At 44.2% G+C, this 22,121-nt stretch carries 22 protein-coding genes; 10 read left to right on the top strand and 12 right to left on the bottom strand.

Annotated features, from left to right (window positions below):
- The first annotated feature begins 231 nt into the window (after window positions 1-231).
- Entirely contained in the window at window positions 232-1,308 is a 1,077-nt protein-coding gene (locus CWO13_RS16690; protein WP_108083257.1) for a threonine aldolase family protein, read from the top strand.
- 20 nt (window positions 1,309-1,328) lie between these two features.
- Here the strand turns inward: CWO13_RS16690 and CWO13_RS23720 are convergent, their stop codons facing one another.
- Window positions 1,329-1,454 carry a hypothetical protein gene (locus CWO13_RS23720; RefSeq protein WP_017060906.1) on the bottom strand — a complete coding sequence of 42 codons (126 nt, stop codon included), beginning with the start codon at window positions 1,452-1,454 and terminating at the stop codon, window positions 1,329-1,331.
- A gap of 247 nt (window positions 1,455-1,701) precedes the next feature.
- Here CWO13_RS23720 and CWO13_RS16685 point away from each other — a divergent pair, with 247 nt between their 5' ends.
- A complete protein-coding gene (locus CWO13_RS16685) occupies window positions 1,702-2,136 on the top strand; it encodes a YccF domain-containing protein (RefSeq protein WP_017111843.1) in 435 nt (144 codons plus the stop codon).
- A gap of 119 nt (window positions 2,137-2,255) precedes the next feature.
- On the opposite strand, the gene CWO13_RS16680 is transcribed toward CWO13_RS16685, so the two are convergent.
- From CWO13_RS16680 to CWO13_RS23500, 3 genes are all read right to left on the bottom strand, one after another.
- On the bottom strand, window positions 2,256-3,179 hold the full coding sequence (locus CWO13_RS16680; protein WP_108083256.1) for a hypothetical protein: 924 nt from the start codon (window positions 3,177-3,179) through the stop codon (window positions 2,256-2,258).
- Between the two features lie 194 nt (window positions 3,180-3,373).
- A complete protein-coding gene (yiaY, locus tag CWO13_RS16675) occupies window positions 3,374-4,522 on the bottom strand; it encodes an L-threonine dehydrogenase (protein WP_048660391.1) in 1,149 nt (382 codons plus the stop codon).
- 237 nt (window positions 4,523-4,759) lie between these two features.
- A complete protein-coding gene (locus tag CWO13_RS23500; RefSeq protein ID WP_170960783.1) occupies window positions 4,760-4,936 on the bottom strand; it encodes a hypothetical protein in 177 nt (58 codons plus the stop codon).
- A 235-nt stretch (window positions 4,937-5,171) separates the two neighbouring features.
- On the opposite strand from CWO13_RS23500, the gene yjjG reads away from it, so the two are divergent.
- Both yjjG and yddG read left to right on the top strand, forming a co-directional pair.
- Entirely contained in the window at window positions 5,172-5,846 is a 675-nt protein-coding gene (gene yjjG / locus CWO13_RS16670) for a pyrimidine 5'-nucleotidase (protein WP_102431505.1), read from the top strand.
- A 166-nt stretch (window positions 5,847-6,012) separates the two neighbouring features.
- Window positions 6,013-6,945, top strand: coding sequence for an aromatic amino acid DMT transporter YddG (gene yddG, locus CWO13_RS16665; protein WP_102431506.1), 933 nt, complete (start codon window positions 6,013-6,015; stop codon window positions 6,943-6,945).
- 47 nt (window positions 6,946-6,992) lie between these two features.
- Here yddG and CWO13_RS16660 read toward each other — a convergent pair whose 3' ends face one another.
- Entirely contained in the window at window positions 6,993-7,889 is an 897-nt protein-coding gene (locus CWO13_RS16660) for a cation diffusion facilitator family transporter (protein ID WP_055319427.1), read from the bottom strand.
- A 288-nt stretch (window positions 7,890-8,177) separates the two neighbouring features.
- On the opposite strand from CWO13_RS16660, the gene CWO13_RS16655 reads away from it, so the two are divergent.
- Complete coding sequence (locus CWO13_RS16655) at window positions 8,178-8,528, top strand: hypothetical protein (RefSeq protein ID WP_102431507.1); 351 nt, start codon at window positions 8,178-8,180, stop codon at window positions 8,526-8,528.
- A 125-nt stretch (window positions 8,529-8,653) separates the two neighbouring features.
- On the opposite strand, the gene CWO13_RS16650 is transcribed toward CWO13_RS16655, so the two are convergent.
- On the bottom strand, window positions 8,654-9,532 hold the full coding sequence (locus CWO13_RS16650) for a LysR family transcriptional regulator (RefSeq protein ID WP_019825766.1): 879 nt from the start codon (window positions 9,530-9,532) through the stop codon (window positions 8,654-8,656).
- 163 nt (window positions 9,533-9,695) lie between these two features.
- Here CWO13_RS16650 and CWO13_RS16645 point away from each other — a divergent pair, with 163 nt between their 5' ends.
- The 3 genes from CWO13_RS16645 to CWO13_RS16635 all read left to right on the top strand — a co-directional run bounded on the left by CWO13_RS16645 (window position 9,696) and on the right by CWO13_RS16635 (window position 13,100).
- Window positions 9,696-10,295, top strand: a complete 600-nt coding sequence (locus CWO13_RS16645) for a class I SAM-dependent DNA methyltransferase (protein ID WP_102431508.1) — start codon at window positions 9,696-9,698, stop codon at window positions 10,293-10,295.
- Window positions 10,296-10,578: 283 nt separating this feature from the next.
- Complete coding sequence (locus CWO13_RS16640) at window positions 10,579-12,144, top strand: YjjI family glycine radical enzyme (RefSeq protein ID WP_102431509.1); 1,566 nt, start codon at window positions 10,579-10,581, stop codon at window positions 12,142-12,144.
- A gap of 41 nt (window positions 12,145-12,185) precedes the next feature.
- Window positions 12,186-13,100, top strand: coding sequence for a YjjW family glycine radical enzyme activase (locus tag CWO13_RS16635; protein WP_102431510.1), 915 nt, complete (start codon window positions 12,186-12,188; stop codon window positions 13,098-13,100).
- Between the two features lie 58 nt (window positions 13,101-13,158).
- On the opposite strand, the gene CWO13_RS16630 is transcribed toward CWO13_RS16635, so the two are convergent.
- The 5 genes from CWO13_RS16630 to yccS all read right to left on the bottom strand — a co-directional run bounded on the left by CWO13_RS16630 (window position 13,159) and on the right by yccS (window position 18,713).
- The gene (locus CWO13_RS16630) at window positions 13,159-14,070 is read right to left on the bottom strand and encodes a LysR family transcriptional regulator (protein ID WP_102431511.1); all 912 of its coding nucleotides are present in this window, start codon (window positions 14,068-14,070) and stop codon (window positions 13,159-13,161) included.
- Between the two features lie 75 nt (window positions 14,071-14,145).
- Complete coding sequence (locus CWO13_RS16625) at window positions 14,146-15,408, bottom strand: hydroxymethylglutaryl-CoA reductase (protein ID WP_108020120.1); 1,263 nt, start codon at window positions 15,406-15,408, stop codon at window positions 14,146-14,148.
- 161 nt (window positions 15,409-15,569) lie between these two features.
- Entirely contained in the window at window positions 15,570-15,890 is a 321-nt protein-coding gene (locus tag CWO13_RS16620; protein ID WP_048660381.1) for a hypothetical protein, read from the bottom strand.
- Window positions 15,891-16,011: 121 nt separating this feature from the next.
- Entirely contained in the window at window positions 16,012-16,173 is a 162-nt protein-coding gene (locus tag CWO13_RS23495) for a hypothetical protein (protein ID WP_165690294.1), read from the bottom strand.
- Window positions 16,174-16,529: 356 nt separating this feature from the next.
- A complete protein-coding gene (yccS, locus tag CWO13_RS16615) occupies window positions 16,530-18,713 on the bottom strand; it encodes a YccS family putative transporter (protein ID WP_048660380.1) in 2,184 nt (727 codons plus the stop codon).
- A 177-nt stretch (window positions 18,714-18,890) separates the two neighbouring features.
- Here yccS and helD point away from each other — a divergent pair, with 177 nt between their 5' ends.
- Together helD and CWO13_RS16605 are read left to right on the top strand one after the other, a co-directional pair.
- Window positions 18,891-20,966 (top strand): DNA helicase IV, encoded by a 2,076-nt coding sequence (gene helD / locus CWO13_RS16610; protein ID WP_102431512.1) that lies wholly within the window; start codon window positions 18,891-18,893, stop codon window positions 20,964-20,966.
- 87 nt (window positions 20,967-21,053) lie between these two features.
- On the top strand, window positions 21,054-21,404 hold the full coding sequence (locus tag CWO13_RS16605) for a VOC family protein (RefSeq protein ID WP_061038423.1): 351 nt from the start codon (window positions 21,054-21,056) through the stop codon (window positions 21,402-21,404).
- A 72-nt stretch (window positions 21,405-21,476) separates the two neighbouring features.
- Here CWO13_RS16605 and CWO13_RS16600 read toward each other — a convergent pair.
- Window positions 21,477-22,121 (bottom strand): IS3 family transposase (locus tag CWO13_RS16600; RefSeq protein ID WP_108083255.1); only part of this gene is annotated, 645 nt, incomplete at its 5' end.

Genomic DNA, 22,121 nt, shown 5'->3' with positions numbered 1-22,121 from the left:
ACAACAACGAATTAGCCCATACTTATCTAGTTAGATGCGCGTGTTTTTAGGGACTTAATTATATAAAACACCCGTCAATTTGAATATTTCCGGCCCACGCAGCCGATGACTGCGTAAAACTAATTATTCGCTAATAATAAAAGCGAAGAGGTGCACTTTATGTCACTGTTGAAGGCTAACGTAAATAATTCAATCACCCTACATAGTACGACAATGAATAAAGGAAAAGGTATGAGCATGGACTTGCGTCAACAATGTGATTTGTTGCTTTCCGGTCATCTAGAACCGACACCTGCACAAACATTCGCTCAGATGGCTGAATGGTGTGAAACACATAATGTGAGCCATGATAGCTACGGTGATGGCGAGTTTATCGAGAGCTTTGAAAACAAGGTCGCAGAACTGCTTGGTTATGAAGCCGCCGTGTTTGTGATTACCGGCACTATGAACCAACCCACAGCGTTAGAAATTGCGTGCCAAGAGAAAAGAAACCCAGTAGTAGCGATGCATGAGTCGAGTCATATCATGCGTCATGAACGCCAAGGGTATCAGCTCCAAAATCGATTCAACGTACTTCCGGTCGGCAACGTATTTCGCACTTGGAATGTCGACGACTTAAAGGCTTGGCCTGATGAGATTGCCGCGGCATTGTATGAACTACCGATGCGAGAGATTGGTGGTCAGCTGCCTGAGTGGGAAGAGCTTGAAGCGATAAAGCAGTACTGCAAAGAACAATCGATTCATCTGCATATGGATGGTGCGCGTTTGTGGGAGTGCGGCGCGTATTATCAAAAGCCATACAGCGAGATTGCTAAGGGGTTCGATACGGCTTATGTTTCGCTGTACAAAGGGTTAAACGGTCTTGGAGGTTCACTCTTATTAGGTGACAAGGCTTTCGTAGCAAAAGCGTCGGCATGGATGAAGCGTCAGGGCGGAAATGTTTATCATCGCACGCCTTACGTGGTTTCGGCAGCAATGCAGTTTGATCAACGGATTGAGTTGATGCCAGCATTGTATGAGCGTACTAAGCAAATCTATCAAATCTTACAAGATTACCCGCAGTTCAAAGTGAACCCGCAGGAACCCCAAGTAAACATGCTTCACCTCTATTTACCAGTGAGCTATGAAGACGGTATTATTGTGAGAGACAACATAGCGAAGAAATACAAGATTTGGATAGGAAACCCAGCAATCAGCGAGTTGCCAAACCAATGTAAGATTGAATGGTATGTTGGTGATAACTTACTGAATCTGCCTGATCATGATCTGATCGACATTCTTGATTTTATTAACGAAGAGCTGATTTGATTAACGAAGAGTTGAATTGATTACATGTATTGGTTGATGTACACGTCGACTAAAAACATGAATACAGGCACTGTGCTGAGAAGTCCGAAGAAGACGATTGGCACCCAGTTCTTCATTTTCTTTTTAGGTTGCTCAGTGTTGTTCATAAATTCGGCCTTAAATTAGTTGTTGTAGCTGTTTAGCTTTGTGATACTAAAAATCTACGAGCATGGTATCAAATAAAATCGATGATCCCTATGCGGATTTGGCGTTTCGTGGTGTGTATCAATCACAGAAAGTGTAGGCGATTCATAAGCGGTTCATAAAGGTTCAACAATAATGAACCTATTACAACAAGTATTGCCTTATTCGGCATATGAAATAAACAGCATTCAAAGATTTGGAGAAGACAACATGAGAACAATAGGAAACATCATTTGGTTTCTGTTTGGTGGCGTATTTATGGGATTGGCATGGTGGTTCTTCGGACTGCTCGCATTCCTAACCATCGTTGGTATTCCATGGGGTAGAGCGTGTTTTGTAATGGGTAACTTCTCATTCTTCCCATTTGGTCAAGAAGCGATTTCACGTGATGAATTGACCAATGAAACTGACATCGGTACCAGCCCACTAGGTCTGATTGGTAACATCATTTGGTTCTTATTTGCGGGAATCTGGTTGGCGATTGGTCACATCATGTCAGCAGTAGCGTGTTTCATTACTATCATCGGTATTCCGTTTGCGATTCAGCACCTTAAGCTTGCGGTTATCTCATTGGCGCCAATCGGTAAAACCGTTGTCGACAAGCGTGAAGCAGAAGCGGCACGAGTAAGAAACTACAAGGGTTAAGACTACAGTTTAAGCCTTATATAAAGCTAAAAAAGCACATCACTTGATGTGCTTTTTTGTGCCCATGTTTTTATCTCACGATGCCCGTATCTCACAAACACTCACTAGATACTGTTCCACTAGACATTGTTGAACAAGACTTCAAGTCTAAGGGTGATGTTGGCTTCTTCGGTATGTTTCTCATAGGGCTCTCGTTCCCATTGATAACGAGGAATGAGTTCGTAGAACAGCCATTCTTTCCATACGTTCTGCCGGTAAGTAATCGAAACCTGAGCGTATTCGTAGTGATTATAAGGCTCATCCGTTGCATTAATCGTGGCGCTATATTGGAGTGCTTGGTCTTGAGAAAGGTAATGATACAAGCTTAATCCCGTACCATAGGTCCAACCTTTAAGATCGTCGTTATACCCAGCAAAACTTGACCATCGGGCCAGGAACTTATCACTGAGCGATAGGTCAAAATCAATATCAGTGATCTCGCCAGTTTCTTGTTTTTCCTGATAAATACGCTGAGTTAACCTAAATACCACATCGGTTGTAAGAGGGTAGGTAAAGCGGTAACGAGCTTCGATGCGTGGTCGTAATGTCGCCTTAATATTGAAGCTGCTATAGCCTTTGGCGTACGCGTCGTAACGCAGACCTAACGCACTTTCTAATTCATCTGAATCATTCGGAAAAAAATCCAAGAACTCTTCATCGCTGACAGACTCGTAGATTAATTTCAGCCGCTTGCTCACAAAGGGAAGGTGTAAACGCGCTTTGAGTTTTGTTGAGTAGTCGACATCGCCGCCTTCCGAGTAAATGAAGTCGTTGTACCAACGCACAGAGGTGCCCGCACGAGCATCTTCAGTTATTCGGTCATCCACAAAGAAGCTGTCAAACCACAACGCAGGTTGGCAAAATTTACTGTTCAGGAAATGGTAAGCCTTTTCGACAGGGGCGTCTTCTAACGGCTGACTGTGACACTCATTTTTTTCCTCTGCTTGAGCGGAGTATGCAAGGAATGACGTCAATAATGAGGTGCTAACTATCCTACGACTCAATGGAACCTATTGGTTATTCTATTTATCAATGGTTTAACTATAACCAAGCAATTTAGGTAATGCGACTTTTTATGGCTAATATCTGGTAGCTAGTGTTGAAGGTAAAGGTTTGAAAGGGATTGGACGGACAATTGAAAACGGGCTCAGAAGGTGAGCCCGTTTGTTTTAGCTATAAGAAGTGACTTGTATCTAGATTACATTGCCGCTTCGAAGATCGCTGAGATTTCTTCGTGAGTCGCTTGTTTAGGGTTAGTAAAACCGCATGCGTCTTTCAGTGCGTTGTCTGACAATGTAGGAATGTCTTCAAGCTTAGCACCAAGTTGCGCGATACCGGTTGGGATGTTCACGTCGTTTGCTAGTTGAACAATCGCGTTGATAGCCGCTTCTGCGCCTTGTTCTGCTGTCATACCTTCAACATTCACGCCCATTGCTTTTGCAACATCACGTAGACGTTCTGGGCACACTTGTGCGTTGTAGCGTTGAACGTGTGGCAGTAGGATAGCGTTACATACACCGTGTGGAAGGTCGTAGAAACCACCCAGTTGGTGCGCCATTGCGTGAACATAGCCAAGAGAAGCGTTGTTGAAAGCCATGCCAGCCATGAATTGTGCGTAAGCCATTTGCTCACGCGCTTCAATGTCTTCGCCGTGTGCTACTGCTGTTCTTAGGTGTGCTTGAACAAGCTCGATTGCTTTAATTGCTACCGCGTCTGTAATTGGCGTTGCGGCGATAGAAACGTAAGCTTCGATTGCGTGTGTTAGCGCGTCCATACCCGTAGCTGCAGTCAGTGATGCAGGTTTAGCAAGCATCAACTCGGGGTCGTTTACTGAGATAAGCGGTGTTGTGTGCTTATCAACGATCGCCATCTTAATGTGACGCTCTTCATCGGTGATGATGCAGAAACGTGTCATTTCAGATGCTGTACCTGCTGTTGTGTTGATAGCAATAAGAGGCATCATAGGTTTTTCAGACTGGTCTACGCCTTCGTAATCAGCAATCTTACCGCCGTTAGAAGCAACTAATGCGATACCTTTTGCACAGTCGTGTGGAGAACCACCACCTAGAGAAACAACAAAATCACAATCGTTGTCAGTCAGCAATTCTAGACCATCGTTCACGTTAGTGATGGTTGGGTTTGGTTGAGTGCCGTCGAATACAACTGCGTCTACGCCGCGCTGGCTAAGAAGGTCTTGTACCTGCTTAACTACGCCAATTTGATTCAGGATCTTATCTGTAACGATCAGACCTTTTTTAAAGCCTTGAGACTGGATGCTATCAGCAGCATCTTTCAAACAGCCAGTGCCCATGAAGTTGATTGTAGGGATGTAAAATGCAGTAGACATTGGAAAACTCCGTTAATTATGATTTTTAATTTCCTACATGTTGTCGGCATTCAAGTGGTCGACCATTGATCTGGAACAACTTTGATTTCGAACTAACACTTTCTGGTTAGTCGTTGTGATAGGGCTCATATAGCAATCGTTTTTATGGTTTTCTGGTGTGTTCTTTGTCAGTAGTGGATAGTGATAAATTGACTCGATCAGAAACAGAATTGCGCTCTATAACAATGAAAAATAAGCTTATTCACTGAAAGTCGGTTCAATTTCAGCCAGGGTTGAGCTTTTCTCTGAGTTATCACTGCATTCAATTTGAGGAGCTTGTGACTCTTCAGTGTTAGGGGTGTCTTCTGGTTCCTCATCATAGTATTTGACAAGAAAAGGGGTGAGCATGACAGATGACGGTAAAAAGTGCTTCATAATACCTCCCGGTACCTAATGTGTATTTCTTGTATGGTATTGGTTTAATATGTGGCAAAATTTGCGATACATCATGACTTGTGGCTTGTTTTCTATAAATTATTAGATTTATATACAGGCTCACAGATTTACGAGTAAAGCGATTGCCAGCCTACAAGGCGAAAAGAAAAATTAAGCAAAACTACGATAAAAACAGACACAGCATTGCTCAACAGCGCGAATAACAGGACAGAAAATGAAGTACGATTGGATATTCTTTGATGCGGATGAAACCTTGTTCCACTTTGATGCTTTTCAAGGAATGAAGCTGATGTTCTCCCGTTTTGGTGTGGACTTTAGTGAACAGGATTATTCGGTTTACCAAGAGGTTAATTTACCACTTTGGGTAGATTACCAAGATGGGCGCATTACGGCAGCTCAACTGAAGCACGCGCGTTTTGAAAGCTGGGCAACAAAGCTAGAGACAACAACAGCAGAACTAAACAGTGCATTTTTGACCGCAATGGCAGACATCTGTTCGCTGCTTCCTGGTGCAAAAGAGTTGATGGAGTCTTTAAAAGGCAAAGTGAACATGGGCATCATTACCAATGGTTTCACCGAGCTGCAATCTATCCGTTTAGAACGCACTGGAATGACAGACTATTTTGACCACGTGATCATCTCTGAAGAAGTGGGTGTTGCTAAACCAGATGCTGAAATCTTTGAACATGCACACAAGCTTGTTGGCTTACCAGCAAAACAACGCGTATTGATGGTCGGAGATAACCCACATTCAGATATTCTAGGCGGACTAGATTTTGGCATTGAAACTTGTTGGTTAAACAGTCAAGAAAAGGCAACGCCAGCGGGTATTAACCCTCATTATCAAGTTAAGTCTTTAGCTGACCTGCAAGCACTTCTATTGGCATAATTGCTAATTGCTTTTAGATTTTTGAGTGAATGATTGATAGCCGAGTGCAGTTATGTGCTCGGCTACTTATTTTTACCTACTGCAAGTTATCGATAGTGGTGCTTAAGCCTATCTTTGCTTTAAGCTCGCTTTAATTAGACCATTACAATAAAGAAAAGGAAGAGGCGTGCTGAAATCTCATCGCCATAGCTGCTACGGCATTGCTGCCATTTTACTTTGGAGCTGCTTAATTGCGCTTTCTCGTAGCGTATCAGAACAACTAGGCCCAATCGGTGGCGCTGCCAGTCTTTATACGGTGAGCTCAATTTTGTTGGTCTGTGTTATGGGTTTACCTAAGCTGTCACGCTTCTCTAAGTCGTATCTGCTGATTGGTGGTGCTCTATTCGTTTGTTATGAGATCTTCTTGGCTCTGGCTTTAGGGATGGCAAACAACCGACATCAAGCCTTGGAAATGGCGGTTATCAACTACCTTTGGCCTGCATTGACGGTGTTGTTCGCTGTGCTGCTTAGCGATAAAAAGATTAACTGGTTGGTTTACCCAAGTATCTTCTTAGCCTTCTTTGGTGTGGCTTGGAGTATCAGCGGCGATCAGGGGCTTTCTGTTGATCAAATCGCAGCCAATATTGCAACTAACCCTAAAACCTATTCAATGGCGTTTTTCGGCGCGATTATTTGGGCGGTTTACTGTAATTACACTCAGAAAGTGGCGAAAGGGCAGAATGCGATTGTGTTGTTCTTTATCGCGACTGCAATCACCTTATGGATCAAATACGCATTGAGTAACGAAACCGGCATGGTGATGACAACCAATGCTGCAATTGACTTAGTGCTGGCCGGTGTGTGTATGGGCGCAGGTTACGCGCTTTGGAATACAGCGATACTTGGCGGCAATATGGTCTTCCTAGCGACTATGTCTTATTTCACGCCTATTTTTGCGACCTTACTGTCTTCCATGATTTTAGGTTTGTCACTGAGCATGACGTTTTGGCAGGGCGTGTGTATGGTCACTGTGGGGTCACTGGCTTGCTGGTGGGTAACAAGAGAAAAAAAGCCGACGGTTACGGCGTCGGCTTCTAAAAAGGTTCAATCAGAGTCTTAGTTCGCGAGAAATTGATTGGTTAAGTCTTGGTTCTTAACTTTCGACTTTTAACTCGCGATATTGAGATTCAATTGAAGTTCATAAGGCATCTTCGATAAGCGTCGCTTAAGTTGGCGGCGCGTTCGTTCAATATCATCGACTGCAATGGCTTGTTGGTCGTTGGTATGAATATCAACGTTGATTCTTAGCTCAGGACCAACCTTAGTCACACCCATCAGCTCCAAATCTTGATCCGCTTCTTTGTCTACCGCGACAACGTTCTTATCCACTGCATCACAAATATCTTTGGTCGCCGACATCATAAGTAGTTCGCGCATTGCTTCACGTAACATGTCGAAAGGTACTTTGATGAAGTAGAAAGACATTAGTAACATCATCATAGGGTCGGCATACACTGCGTAAGCCGCAAGAGGTGAAAACGTCATTGACCATGCTACTAAGAAACCAGCGGTTACCGCTACACTCAATAGTGTATCCATCTGCCATTGTTTAGACTCGGCCTGAACCAGCCCTGAAGAGATACGTTTGCTCTTGTTAGCGATGTACCACCAAGCGTAACCACAACCCAACACATTGAAAATACCAAACAAAGTTGCGATAGAAGCATCCACCTCACGACCGCCTGTCATCAAGGCACCAATCGCAGAGTAAAGTGAATAACCAACCACAAGCAGAATTACAACGGCTTTAATGGCAATAACAATCGGTTCGATAATTGCTCGACCAAACGGGAACTCAGTGTCCGAAGGGCGATTGATGTATTTCGAGGCCGCTAGTGACAATAAAGTTAACAGTAAGCTGATAAGAGAATAAACACCGTCAAATACTATGACCAGAGAGCCAACGATAAGACCCAACACCAATCCGCCAATAGCGAAGCCTGATGCTAAAAGGGCTGAGAACAATAGTACTCGATTTTCGTTTTGGCTTTTCCTGTCACACATAATATTTTCCAGATGTTTTTGATAACTTCATTGTTCTAATATTGAGCTAACTTTACAAACTTTATCTGATGATGTTTATATGTCTTATTTAACCAATACATATAAATCCATTAAATTCAGTGGTTTAAGTTGAAAGTCGGGTGTCAATAAAACTGACGTTGAGTGTTTTTTGGGGATGATGTGCAACTGAAATAGGATCGTTTATGATTAATAAAACACATTAGTCGCTAAGGTCTTATTAGTCCTCTAGATTTGGCTGCGACTGCGATGGACAAGGAATGAATCGATATGAAGTTTGACGATATCAATGATAACGAGTTGTGGGCGATTGCTAACCCGATCATGGATAACCTGATGGATGGTTCAACCAAGGTTGATCATGAACAGCACTGTCGAGACTTTACTCAAAGAATGAAAGACATTGTTACGCCAGAATATTTAGAAAAGGTGTGTCACCATTATCAGCACAGTAATGGCTTTTTTGCTGAGCGTGAGCCAGTGGCGATATTCAGACGCTCTGATTCCATCGCCTTTGTCTGGAAGCAAGCTTACACCATCGCAAAAGGCGAGTTTGTCGCCGAAATGGTATTGGTTGAAGAGGATGGACGCTACTTAGTGGATCACGTAATGGTTTTCTAAACGGTTTAGTCTTTGGTTATATCAGAATTAGGCTGCATCCGTCTTAGACCGCAAAAGGCGGCGCAGGCAATAGCTCGCGCCGATCTTATATTGGGAAGATAAAATTAGATATTGGGAAGTTAAAACTAGAAATCAAACAAGTAATCACTCAGCTGATCAGCCAACCAATTCATTCCTGGATGTTCGGCCATGCCAGCCGCAGTAAACATACAGTAGTCTTCTTGAGTCAGGCCATATGTGTGTTTGATCACCGCTAACTCTTGTTCACGTAGCAAGTGACGAATCAATGGTTCTGGCATTACGCCCCAGGCCTCTTCACGTAAAATCGTATCCAACATAAAGTCGAAGCTAGAGAAGCCGATGTAACGGCGCGAGAAGGGCTCAAGTTCAGGGTTATCCTTTTCATTAAGGTAAACCATGGTCGCTTGCATCGAATTTCTCAGTACTTCATCAGACACTCGTCGCATCGCGCTCAAATCATGCCCTTTCTTACAAACAGACATCATTCGAATCTTACCAAGTGGGTTGTAGATAATTCTTGGGTCATCGACACGTTCGTAATCGACGCCAAATGCGAAGTCGACTTGTTGAGTTTCAACTAGGTTAGCTAAATCGCCGCTCGACGCGAGAACGAAGTTGAATGAGGTCGAAGGGTACTTGTTATTGAGAGCGTGCGATAAATCCTGCCACATCTCATCGGGTAATGAGTCATCTCGTGCAATCCAAATCTCGGCGTTGAACTCGCCAGACACATGCAAGCAGGTTTGTTTAATGCGTGCCGCTGTCACCAACAGGCCTTCGCAATCCTTATAAATCGCTTTGCCAGCTTCAGAAAGTTCAACGTGGTTTCCGCTACGTACAAACAACTCGACATCTAACTCTTTTTCCAAGGCTTTAATCGACATGCTAAGTTTGGTTCGGTTGCATTCTAACTGGCGTGCAGCTTCAGACACTGATCCTAAATCAGCAACGGAACAAAAGGCTTGGACTTGAGAAAGGTTCATTTCATTTCCATATTAAGCGGGGGGGCTGGTGCATATTATCTGAATATTGTGCTGACTATCTTAGAAATAGTCCATCTTTGCATGATAACTCTATGACGAATTGACTAATTTGGTTTACTCTGGGGGGGTTCCGAACCTACAAGAAGTAAAGATGGAGGCCATGATGGCGAAACAATGGGACGAGTACGCCGTTGATTGGGATAAAGATCCCGCGACCGCAGTATTCGCACAGTCCGTATTTGACCAGTTGACACAGCTCGTTGATTTAAACGGAACCCGTGTCCTTGATTTTGGTTGTGGTACAGGACTACTCAGCCAGAAAATATCTCCTTTAGCAAAAGAGATCATCGCACTCGACATCTCCGAAGGGATGATTGAAGAGTTAGATAAGAAAGAGCTACCTAACGTTGAACCGGTTGTTGATATTTTATCGCGCGGACTAGCAGCGCAGCATCCAGCATTCAGAAACCAGTTTGACCTAGTGGTCGCTTCTTCGGTGTGTGGTTTTATCCCTAACCTACAAGACACAGTCAGTCTGATTTACACGCTGCTTGAAAATGACGGCACGTTTGTACACTGGGATTGGTACTTAGAAAACGGCAGTGAAGACTATGGCGTAAGCCAACAGCGCTCAGAGAATGTCTTGAGTGCAGCGGGCTTTGCAGTGGTTGAAGTCTCTACACCATTCTCGGTTGATACACCACAAGGTGAGTTAAAAGTGCTGATGGGTGTTGGACGTAAACAAGTACTTCCTCACCTGTAATTACTGCATCATGTGTAATTAAGAGTATTGCCTTTAGCTAACTCTGACAGCGCTAACCTAAATAACGAAACCCACATTAACGGCCTTAAAGCCAGTTATGTGGGTTTTTCTATTTTTACGGCTTCGTGTTTTAAACGGACTATTCCTATTCCTAGTGTCTTAATGCCGGCTAACTTCAAGTATCTAATTTCCATTTTGGAAAAGCAGTCTTGCATACATTTCATTAGTGGAAATGTAACGGTGAGATATAGAATAAGCCCATAACAATTTTAAGGGTTTAATCATGAGCCACCAATCTGCGTCATCTACTTCTTCACCACTTTCAGAGCAACAACAACGCTTTAGCAATATCATTTCAGATGCCAATCTGTCTCCAAAACAGAAATCGAGTTATCTTGCCTTAGAAGCTGAAGCTAGCCTACCGTATATGCCGGTAAGCAATGAAGTAGAGCAAGCCTTACAACAAGGTGTGCTATGTGACATGTTTGAAGGTCACGCCCCATTTAAGCCGCGCTATGTGCTTCCCGATTATTCTAAATACTTACATCAAGGCTCAAAGTATTTAGAGCTTAGCGCGGCAACTAATTTCGACGAAGCATTGAACATGCTGACCATCCTTTATCATCACGTTCCGTCAGTGACTTCCATTCCGGTTTACTTAGGTCAACTGGACGATGTGTTGATGCCTTTCGTTGGCGACTTAACGGAAGAGCAGGTTTATCAAAAGCTTAAGCTGTTCTGGATTATGTTGGATCGCACGCTGCCAGATGCCTTCATGCATGTGAATATCGGCCCTACAGACAACATCATCTGTCGAATGATTTTACGTGTCGATGCTGAGCTCAAGCAGATCGCACCTAACTTAACCTTTATGTACGACCCTGCAGTGACGCCTGATGATCTGTTGCGTCATGCAGCAAGCAACATTTGTGAATGCAGCAAGCCACATATCGCCAACTACCCAGCACACGCTGCGGCATACGGTGATAAGCGCTTTGGTATTGTGAGCTGTTACAACTCTCTACCTTTGGCGGGTGGTTCAAATACGCTAGTACGTATGAACCTGAAACAAGTGGCGTTAAAGTCTGAGGAAAGTGTCGATTTCTTACAACAAGTATTGCCGAACTACAGTAGCATCATGGTTGAGTTGATGAACGCTCGTAGCCGCTTCTTACATGAAGAGTCTAACTTCTTCGAAGGCTTCTTAACCAAAGAAGGTTTGATCGAAGAGGATCGCTTTGCGCCAATGTTTGGTATTTACGGCATGGCTGAAGCCGTCAACATCTTGATGGAAAAAGAGGGTAAAGCAGGGCGTTATGGTCATGATGAACAAGCTAACCAACTTGGGCATCGCATCTCTGAAAAACTGGCTGAGGTCGTTGAGAACTCAGAAGTGAAATATGGGCTAGAAGGCAAGGCTTTACTACATGCTCAAGGCGGTATTAGCCTAGATGAAGATGTGACTCCTGGTGTGCGTATCCCTTATGGAACAGAACCTGATCCTGTCTCTTACGTGCGTGCTACTGCGGGTCACCACAAGTTCTATACCTCAGGTATCAGCGACATTCTGACCATCGATGAAACAGTGAAATCTAACCCAGAAGCGATGTTTAACTTGTGCAAAGGCGCAATCCAAGCTGGTTACCGTGAGTTTACCGCTAACGTTGCATCGAACGACTTAGTTCGTGTGACGGGCTACATGATTAAACTGTCAGACATTGCTAAATACGACGAGCAAGGTTCGCGTACTAACACGACTTTCTTGGGAGCTGAAGCAGCGAAGAATACGGGCATTTTAGAACGTAAACCGCGCGTCGCGAGCTTAGAGATGTCGCCAACGTACGAATAGCGCCTTAATATAACTATACCCATAACCAAACAATACAAATTATGAAAGTTTCTGATCTAACAACTCGAATGGCTAGGGTTAAAAATAATAAGACAGAAAAACAAGCGAAGGTCAGCCGTGTGCTGACCTTTTCTTGTGTTGATGGCCCGGGAAATCGTTTAGTACTGTTCCTACAGGGGTGTAATTTCGATTGTATAACCTGTCACAACCCACACACCATTAATCACTGCAACCACTGTGGAGACTGCATCAGCGGGTGTCCAAGCGATGCTCTAAACATGGTTGATGGCCAAGTGAAGTGGGACCCAGCAGCCTGCACCAACTGCGATCAGTGCATTGATATCTGCGATCACAAGTCGAGCCCGAAAATTACCACAATGACGGTCTCGGAAGTACTTGAACTCGTTAGGCATAATCAGTTTTTCTTAAGTGGCATCACCGTTTCTGGCGGTGAAGCGACCATGCAACTGCCGTTTATCATCGAACTGTTTGAAGCAATTAAAAGTGATCCACAGTTAGCGCATCTCACGTGCTTTATTGATAGTAATGGTTCGCTGTCACTGCAAGGGTGGGAGCGAGTATTGCCTTATCTTGATGGTGCGATGATTGACCTAAAATCATGGCAATCGGAAACACATCAATGGTTAGTGGGCAGAGGCAACCATAGGGTATTTGAAACCATTAACTACTTAGCAGATAAAGGAAAACTGCACGAAGTTAGGTTGCTGCATATTCCGAATAAAAGCGACCTTGAAGATGAAATTGAACAGGTGGGACGCTACTTGAAGATTCTACCAAGTGATGTTCGAATTCGACTGAATGCGTTTCAACATCATGGTGTGATTGGCGAAGCGTTAGATTGGCCGAAATGCACCGAACAGCAGATGCAGAGCTTTCACGATAAGCTCTACACGATAGTTCAAAGACCTATGCAAACGCCTGAGGTCTATACCTAGCTTTTAAATTGTTTAGACGCTCAGCCAGGCTTAAAACAACGTTAAATCATTAAAAGGATTAAGCTTCTAAGAACAAGTCGCGCAACCATTTGATGGCCTGATCATTCATATTTGGCTTGTTCCACACTAAGCTGTACGCCACCTTACCGTAATCAAAAGGCAAGGGTTTGCTCACTAAGCCCTGAGCTTGCTTTGCATGCTTAACCCACTGCTTCGAACAAGTGAACAGGAAGGGAGTATGATGACAAAGTACAGCCGCAGCCCCAAAGTCCGCGACCGATATGGCCATTTCTCTAGGTTTGTGACGTTGTACCAAGCTTTGCTCAAAGTAAGGTTGAGACAGTTCGTTATCTAAAATCCCAATGTGCTTGTAATCTAGGTAGCCTTCCACCGTCAGTTCTTGCTGAGCAAGAGGGTGGTGTGCGCCCATTAAACAAACCATCTCGTCAGGAAGAATTGTTTCCCAAACCAGCTCTTTGTTGTCGGTCGGCGGCTGAGATATATCATGGGGCAACAGGATCAAGTTCACCTTGCCGCTAAGCAAAGCATCGAAGCCGAGCTGTTGTTTCGAATAGATGTTGAGTTTGGCGTTTGGTGCGAGTTCAGTGGTGATTCGACTTATCTTTGAGGCAAAGACTTCGAAGGTACTTTCGCGCATCGAAAGAGAAAAACTGCCTTGGTACTCTTGAGGGCTAAAACTCTTCTGATGGAGCAATCCATTCATGCTAGAAAGAATCGCGTGAACCGTTGGTGCGACTTGAAGCGCAAAGGGAGTCGGGATGAGCTTGGTCCCATCTCGGTAGAACAGTTCGTCATTTAGGATGCCACGTAGCTGAGACAGAGTTTTACTCACACTCGAAGGGCTGACACAAAGCTGCTCAGACGTTTGAGTAACACTGTGGGTGTTCAGCATAATATGCAGCGCAGTGAGGTGCTTAAGGCTCACTCTCGATAAGTGTAAGTAATCCATGTGTGACTCACGTATTCAGGTTGGCTTGTGATTTTGCATGAATGACAAAAACGAACAAGCCAAATCGGATTAAGGTTATTTGCGAGCCAGCTTATGGTGAGCTCGTGAAAAGTGGCCTGCACAGAATGCACCGACAATCGATAACTCGCCAGCCAAACACAGCGCAGCACACACTTCGGCTAAGGCTTGTGATTTACCATTACCGTGTAGTCCTAACAAATCGAGACATGCTTTTTGGCTTGGTAATCCAGTACCGCCGCCGACAGTCCCTAACATCAGGTTAGGTAGGGTCACGCTCGCGTATAAACCGCCTTCTTTGTTCAGTTCCATACGAGTCATACCAATCGCAGACTCAGCAACACACGCTGCGTCTTGGCCACAAGCAATGTAGAGCGCTGCTAGTGCATTCGCGTAGTGGGCATTGATACCAATCGTACCGCTCAGAGCGCCGCCAACAGTGGTCATCTGGCCAAACTGAACCATCTTCTCTGGTGTGGTGTGAAGGTACTTAGCAACAAGCTCAGCAGGAATGTTTACTTCGGCTGTTACCTTTTTGCCACGAACGCTGCGTAAGGTTTGGGTATTGGCTTTTTTGTCGCCCGATAAGTTGCCATCAAGAAAAGCATGGTCAGGCTTAACTGGTGTATTTTCAATGATGTATTCAAACACAGCATTAGTTGCGATGGTTACCATGTTCTGACCAGAAGCGTCTCCAGTTAGAAATTCAAACACCAAGTAGACATGGTTGCCTTCGATGTTGATGTTGATGTCGGTAAGCTTGCCGTGTGAGGTTGTTGATTCTGCCAAGATCTTGAATTGGTCATATTGAGTCACAGCCCAAGCCACAAACTGCCCAGCTTCAACTAATCCTTGGAATGCGAAACCAGGAGTACGCGTTACACCTTCATTGAGCAACATAGCACTTGCGCCACCACAAGCCGTAATCAGTTTGGAACCACGATTGTAAGAGGCGACAAGCGCTGCCTCTGTGGTTGCGAGTGGTACGAGGTAATCGCCCTTAGCAAATAAGCCATTGACTCTTAATGGGCCAGAGACACCGACAGGCACTTTAACCGTGCCAATGAAGTGTTCGATGTTTTTTTCATAAGCTTGAATCTGACTTTCGGTATGGGAGTCGAGTAGCTCTTTTTGTGATTCTGAGTTATCGAGAGCAGTCCAACGGCGTGTGAGATTCTTTTCTGTCAGGTAGGGGCTAGGTGTCAGTTTATTTACTGGCTTTTCAAAATGAGGTTGAAGCTTTTTTTCTAATTCGTCTGCGGAGATGTCGCCTCCTAAAATAGAAACATAGTCACGGCGATGCAGATTTAGTTTTGGCATAAATAGTATGAAGTAAAGTTTGTGCAGAAAATTGGTTTGCGCTGATTCTACCGAGTAATAAACCAGAAACAAGCGCCTGATATAATGAGTTACAGTTTGTGTGGTTGTTGAAGCAAAAAGCAGCAAAGTTTCGCAAAATATAGGCTGTATTTGAGTGTAATTTAGATATGAATGTCGAGAAGGCTACCGATGGCTTCGTTTTGACGATCAACCACACTCGCACCAACGCGGTTGTAACTTGCACTTTGTGTCAGTTTAATCAAGGAATCGGTTGAGGATGAAGCGGGTTCAGGTTCTTTATCTTTAAAGGAAATGGATTGTTCAGGCTCTATTTGATTAAAGCTGAGATCGCTAACTTGGAAAGTGTCGTCGGATTCTAAAGAGTGTTTGGAGGCTTGGTTGAGCTCGATTGCAGCTTCTTCAGCCATGTTAGTTGACTGCTGAATAATCGCGTAACCAGATTGAATACCAGATATCGACATAGCAGAACCTTTTATTGACGTATGAAATGAGTCTAGGCGGACGATATTTTGAGCGCAATGGTGAACAGATGAAATTTACGGTGAAAATGTGAACTTAAGCTAAAATAGTGATGTCTGTCTATTAACTGAACAGGTCATTTAGCGCGTTTAACTCTTCTTCAGTAAGCAAACAAGGCTTCTCCGTTTCAAGGTTGCCGTCGATTTCACCTTGAAGTGCTTTTAATTGCTGTGGACTAAGAAGCTGTATTTGCTGCTTAAATGCTTCAAATTGCTGTGTATTCATAATGTGACCTTAGTTCAAATCCATATGCTCTATAGAGCATAGCCTACTGATACAGGAAATCAAACAAGATTAATCGAATATTAAATGGTGTTTGAAATTTCCTGAAACTAAGACAACTATAAATTCCTGTGGTCGTTTTTTGTCCGAGAAATGTTAGGCAAAGTTAAGGCTTGGTCAATCAAAGTCAGAGAATTCCTACAATGTAAAAACTCCTGTAACCCTTGTGGCATAAGGGTAGGCAAGTAATTGCTCTACCCAGTTTGGGGTATGGGTAAAGCAATGTATAAATACGGCTGGTGATCAAAAGGTGAGCGATTGGCGTTATCTTTTTGTTTTTACAGTATTTTGTTTGTTACTCATGAAGCTTCTGTTTCAAACGGTTTATCGATCTTAACCTTGACTGCAAACTTGGTCGCTAAGGTATGCAGTTCTGGAAGCATTCGATAAATCAAATGGAGCTGCTGTAGAACCATTCTGACAGAACTCTCATCTTCTTCTCGCCACTCACTCAGACGTTTATCCAGTTCAGGGTCATAAGCGTTTTTCACTTCACACTGTTCTTGATGAGAATAGAGTTGATCATTTAGAGCGTCTAGATGCTCGTGGATTACTCTGTGCGCATCTAACACCAGTTTGTGTGTCGCCTCATCATCAATACGTGTTCTGTGAGCCCCCAGAGCCGAAATATAGCTGAGTAGAGCGTGGTTGAGTGTTAGGAATCGGAAGCTCTCATCTTCAGAAGTACGGTACTTACCGGGTTCAACCAGCATGCTACTGATAGCGGCAGTTAGGTTTGCATCATTATTATGGGCACTACGACGAGCGATACGATAATTGAGGCTGTCTTTCTTACCGACACGGTATTGACCAATGATCTGAGCGAGATAATTCTTATTGGAATCGAGCGCATCCGCCATCACTTTGTGCAGTCGCTTCGATTGCCAATCCGGTAATACGTAAATGACCGCAAGTACGGCGAGGGCACAACCAATAAAGGTATCCGCTAGTCTTGGTAACACCACCGCGTAGCCTTCTCCTAATTGGTTAAAGCAGAAGAGCACAAGCAGTGTGATAAAACCGGTCGCGAAGCCGTAGTTATTGATTCGGAAAGCAAAGAACATCACGCCACTGATCACAATGAACACCAATTGGCTTTCTTGGGAAGGAAAGAAAGTCAGTAGCGGTACGCCAACCAATAGGCCTGCCACAGTACCAATAACACGGGCGGTCAGCTTCTGGCGGGTTGCGCTGTAGTTTGGCTGGCAAACAAACAGTGTTGTTAGCAGGATCCAGTAACCACGCTCAATATTAAACCCTTGGATGATTCCGTAGCCGAGTGTCAGCGTGATCGCCATACGAATCGCATGACGAAACAGCATAGAGTCGGTATGCAGATTGGCTTTGATTTTGTGCCACATTGCCGTCAACGTGTGTGGGTTGGTGTCGTCTAATACACCTTCTTCAATCTTCTCTGCGTCTGGGTTACTGATATTCGATAGCTGTTTTTCAACCGTTGCCAGGTTATTGAATAAGTAATCCAATTGGTTTAACAGCGATTTCCACTCGGGCTTGTTCTGTTGGTGTAGATGGTTAAGTGAAGACATCAGCTCATCAAGTGCCAGTACAGATTTGTCACCATGCTGGTATTCAGCGCCCACTTTCAATGAGCTCGCCACTTCTTTACAAGCTGTGGCTTGGGCTTCCAGTAGATACTTAAATCGGAACAACACGTCAGAACGTTCAAAGTGCTTTGCCAGTTCTTGATAACGATAATGGCTTGAACTTACGCGTTCATGAATATCTTGTGCGATGAAGTAGGTATTAAGAAATCGGTCACTTGGTCCATCAATGTGTCCGCGTTTAGAGCGATTAAGTAGTGTCGCTTTACACATGTTGAGTGCATTAACGGTACTCGCGTTGAGCTTGGCTTCAATGATGCGGTGTGGTTGAGGAATCAAGTCTGAAACGGGGTAGAAGAGTTCCGCTTTTGAATCGATGTAATTACCGATTTGATCGAATACCGTGGCTAAGTTTTGCTGCACAGGTTGCATTGGCCACACTATCTGCCAAATCATCGACATGAAGTAGTACCAAGCGGCACCAGTTAACAGTAGAAGCGGTTGAAACCAAAGGTTGGTGCTCTCATGGGCACCGAGCATGGTATAGATGGCAACTAAGAGAGAACCAAACGCGATACTCGCGTATTTAGGGCCAATTGCCCCGAGAATGATAAAGGAGAAAGTTGAAACAAAAAGCCCTATCGCAAACAGCCAAGGCGTATTGAAGAGAAGCTCAATAGAGAAAGCCGCAACCGCGAAACAGATAAAGGTCAGCGTAAGTGCTTTTAAGCGTCCGGTAAAGCTGTCATCGCTTTCCGCAAGAGCCGCTGCAATGACGCCTAAGATCAAAGGCGTGATCAGTGTGTTTTGTCCATAATACCAAGCAGGCACCACCACACCGAGCAGAGTGATGAGAATTAATACGCTGTAATTTATGGTTTTATTCGCCCAATAGAGGCGTAATTTGGCTGAAAAGTCCACAGTCGCTCACTTGACACACTAAAAACCATAATCCTAACAGAAATCAAGCACAAGAATTTGATACTTATCCATAATTGCCCGTAGGTGGTCATGAAAGCGTCGATAAGATATGAGATATTATTAATTCTCATTGCATCATGATATAAATTCAATATTCCCAATTAAGAGCACACTCCAATGCAGCTAAGCGCTAACAAGACTGCACAGTTTTTTATTCAAAATGAATATCATCAGGTTGAACTTGATGGTCCACGCTTGCTGTTATCTTCAGTAGGCAGTGAAGAGCGTATCCCGTTTACTATTTGGAGTGGCAAGATCGCGATCAAACGCGGATTGTTTTGGGGCTCGCTACAATTTTTTGCCAATCAACAAGACGGAACACAGCGCAGTTGGTTAGTACAAGGCCTACCTTGGGATCAATGCCGTCAATTTGCACGCGCATCGGTTGCTGCTTATCAGAAGTGGCATGACACACAATGTGAACAACTAGCTGAGCACGTTCCTCAATGGGAAACCGAATTAACGCGTCTTGAGCAGCTACCAGCCTTTCTACCGCATTCTAAAGTTAAGACTTGGGTCGATATGGTCAACTCAGGTCTAGAAAACATGACCATGACCCTTGAGGAAGCGGCGCAGCGCATGCCAAATCGCATTGCTCGCATGCAGCCATGGTTGTCTGAAACGGAAATCAAGCAAGCTGAAAGAAATCAGCAATGGCTAGAGACCGAGCGAAAAAACTGGGAAGTATTGTTCGCTCAATGTGAATCGTCACCACTGAACTTATCGCAACAATATGCGGTGTTGATGAATGATGATCACAACCTTATTTTAGCGGGTGCAGGCTCAGGTAAAACCAGTGTTCTAACGGCTCGCGTCGCGTATTTACTGCAAAGCCATCAAGCTCAAGCTGAAGAGTTGTTATTGCTCGCCTTTGGTCGTGAAGCGGCGGAAGAGATGAAACAGCGCCTCGACAGTAAAATTGGTTTATCAGCAGAGAAGGTGCAAGTCAGCACTTTCCACCAGTTGGGTTTAAAGATACTCAATCAAGTTGAACCCGAACGCGTGGTTATTTCTCCACTCGCGCTCGATGATAATCAACGCCAAGCATGGTGCATTGATTGGTTGAAAAAGCACTGGATGACACCGACCAACTTTAAACGTTGGCAAAAACATTTGTCTAAATGGCCAATCGCTTATTTAACCGGTGACGATGAGCTTGGTAGCCACGTTTCAAACCTCAAGTTGATTGGTTGGCTTGAAAAGCAGCTTGAACAGTTGAATGCGTCGGGCTTAACCAAAAAAGAAGTACAGCAACAGCTGATTGATCACCGAGACTATACACGTCTTAACAGTGAGCTTTCACTGTGTTGGCCATGTGTGACAGCGTGGCAAAAAGAATTGAAAGAACAGAATCATATCGACTTCTCAACCATGATCAGCCGAGCGACTCAGTATATTGAAAAGGGCAAGTTTATCTCGCCTTGGAAGTTCATCATGATCGATGAGTATCAAGATATCTCGCCAGATCGTCTTGCCTTGGTTGAGGCGCTTTGCAATCAGTCTAAAGCCGAGCACCAAGCCTCTATTTTTGCTGTAGGTGATGACTGGCAGTCAATCTACCAATTTGCAGGCGCCGATGTGGATCTCACGACCGGCTTTAAAGACCGCTTTGAGAGCTCGACGATTCATCACCTCGATACCACTTATCGCTTTAACAATCAGTTAGGTGCGGTTGCCAATCGCTTTGTACAAGAAAACCCGATTCAATTGCCGAAAGAATTGAACAGCTTCAAACAACAGAAGCAGAAGGCGGTGTACAGTGCGCCAAGCAAAGAAGTTGAGAAGATCCTCGACCAATTGAACCGCCAATCTAAAGGCAAAACCAATAAATCGGTGCTGCTACTTGGACGTAATCATTACCACAAGCCAGAGTTGTTGGAAGACTGGAAGAAGATCTTCACCTCCATTGATATCAAGTTCATGACTTGCCACGGCAGTAAAGGTAAAGAGGCGGACTTTGTCATTATTCTTTGTGTTGACGAAGGACAGTTCCCGACCAAGAAGAAACAGCTGCATATTGATGGCGCATTGACTGAATCATCAGACGCGTTCCCTTATGCGGAAGAGCGTCGTTTGTTCTATGTAGCAATGACGCGGGCAAAAGAGAAAGTATGGATTACGCACAGCGGTGACGGTTCTGGCTTTGTGCAAGAGCTGCATGGTTCTGATTACCCCGTTGTTCGTAAAAAGTGATGTTACTTGACGTAATTGTCTAATATTAGATCTTCAAGCCCTGCCTTAATATCACAAGGCAGACGCATAAAGCATAAGGAGTTTGCTATGGAACACGGCTCTATTAACTACATTGAATTTGCTGCGAAAGACATCGCAGCAACTAAGGCGTTTTTCAGCCAAGTGTTTGGTTGGCGCTTCGAAGACTATGGCCCTGAGTATTCTGCTTTTGAAGGTAAAGGCTTAATGGGCGGCTTCTATTTGGCGAATCTTGCATCGAATACGGATAACGGCGCAGCGCTGATGGTTTTCTATAGCCAAGATCTTGAGCAAACTGAACGTGACGTGATGGATGCTGGTGGACAGGTAAACCGTGAGATATTCAGTTTCCCTGGTGGTAGGCGCTTCCATTTTAGAGAGCCAAGTGGCAACGAAATGGCAGTGTGGAGTGACAAGTAGTCCATATTCCTATATTCAGACGAACAAAAAGCCTGCGATTGTGAAGTGACCCCGTAAAGTTGGACATTTCTGTTAAGCGGCTTTCAAGGCCTGAGTTCGATATTCTATCGGAGTCAGGCCTTTTAGTTTCACTTTTATACGTTTGGTATTGTAGTACTCGATATACTCTTTGATTTGCTCTATCAGAGCATCTGCATCTTCAAAGCTTTGGTTGTGATACATCTCGGTTTTGAGTAAAGCAAAAAAGTTTTCAGCAACAGCATTATCCAAGCAGTTACCTTTTCTCGACATGCTTTGCGTTAACCCACTTTCCGCTACCTTTTTCTGATACTGTCGATGGCGATATTGCCAACCTTGATCGCTATGTATAATTGGCTTTGAGTTGGGTTTAAGCGTAGATATAGCTTCCGTCAGCATATCCGTAACAAGCGGCAAGCAGGCATTTTTGGCCACTCTATAGGCAACCACTTCCTGAGTAAACAAGTCGACAACAGGAGACAAGTATACTTTCTGCTCTTTGACTTTGAACTCCGTCACATCAGTTACCCATTTTTCATCGGGTTGAGTCGCACTAAAATCTCTTTCAAGCACGTTAGGAGCAGCTGTTCCAGACTCTCCTCGATATGAACGATACTTTTTAATCCTGACCGTCGATTTAAGGTTGAGCTGAGCCATAAGCCTTTGAACCGTTTTGTGATTAAGCACGAACCCCTGATT

Origin of the sequence: Vibrio sp. ZF 223 (assembly GCF_003050585.1) — a bacterium.
Lineage (GTDB): Bacteria > Pseudomonadota > Gammaproteobacteria > Enterobacterales > Vibrionaceae > Vibrio > Vibrio crassostreae.
The sequence above is the reverse complement of the archived record's forward strand: the minus strand, read 5'-3'. Positions and strand labels throughout refer to the sequence as shown.

Excerpts from the sequence above, each read along its gene's own strand:
- CWO13_RS16690 (WP_108083257.1), top strand. The coding sequence starts at position 232 with ATGAGCATGGACTTGCGTCAACAATGTGATTTGTTGCTTTCCGGTCAT.
- CWO13_RS23720 (WP_017060906.1), bottom strand. The coding sequence starts at position 1,454 with ATGAACAACACTGAGCAACCTAAAAAGAAAATGAAGAACTGGGTGCCA.
- CWO13_RS16685 (WP_017111843.1), top strand. The coding sequence starts at position 1,702 with ATGAGAACAATAGGAAACATCATTTGGTTTCTGTTTGGTGGCGTATTT.
- yiaY (WP_048660391.1), bottom strand. The coding sequence starts at position 4,522 with ATGTCTACTGCATTTTACATCCCTACAATCAACTTCATGGGCACTGGC.
- CWO13_RS23500 (WP_170960783.1), bottom strand. The coding sequence starts at position 4,936 with ATGAAGCACTTTTTACCGTCATCTGTCATGCTCACCCCTTTTCTTGTC.
- yjjG (WP_102431505.1), top strand. The coding sequence starts at position 5,172 with ATGAAGTACGATTGGATATTCTTTGATGCGGATGAAACCTTGTTCCAC.
- CWO13_RS16660 (WP_055319427.1), bottom strand. The coding sequence starts at position 7,889 with ATGTGTGACAGGAAAAGCCAAAACGAAAATCGAGTACTATTGTTCTCA.
- CWO13_RS16655 (WP_102431507.1), top strand. The coding sequence starts at position 8,178 with ATGAAGTTTGACGATATCAATGATAACGAGTTGTGGGCGATTGCTAAC.
- CWO13_RS16650 (WP_019825766.1), bottom strand. The coding sequence starts at position 9,532 with ATGAACCTTTCTCAAGTCCAAGCCTTTTGTTCCGTTGCTGATTTAGGA.
- CWO13_RS16645 (WP_102431508.1), top strand. The coding sequence starts at position 9,696 with ATGGCGAAACAATGGGACGAGTACGCCGTTGATTGGGATAAAGATCCC.
- CWO13_RS16640 (WP_102431509.1), top strand. The coding sequence starts at position 10,579 with ATGAGCCACCAATCTGCGTCATCTACTTCTTCACCACTTTCAGAGCAA.
- CWO13_RS16635 (WP_102431510.1), top strand. The coding sequence starts at position 12,186 with ATGAAAGTTTCTGATCTAACAACTCGAATGGCTAGGGTTAAAAATAAT.
- CWO13_RS16630 (WP_102431511.1), bottom strand. The coding sequence starts at position 14,070 with ATGGATTACTTACACTTATCGAGAGTGAGCCTTAAGCACCTCACTGCG.
- CWO13_RS16625 (WP_108020120.1), bottom strand. The coding sequence starts at position 15,408 with ATGCCAAAACTAAATCTGCATCGCCGTGACTATGTTTCTATTTTAGGA.
- CWO13_RS16620 (WP_048660381.1), bottom strand. The coding sequence starts at position 15,890 with ATGTCGATATCTGGTATTCAATCTGGTTACGCGATTATTCAGCAGTCA.
- CWO13_RS23495 (WP_165690294.1), bottom strand. The coding sequence starts at position 16,173 with ATGAATACACAGCAATTTGAAGCATTTAAGCAGCAAATACAGCTTCTT.
- helD (WP_102431512.1), top strand. The coding sequence starts at position 18,891 with ATGCAGCTAAGCGCTAACAAGACTGCACAGTTTTTTATTCAAAATGAA.
- CWO13_RS16605 (WP_061038423.1), top strand. The coding sequence starts at position 21,054 with ATGGAACACGGCTCTATTAACTACATTGAATTTGCTGCGAAAGACATC.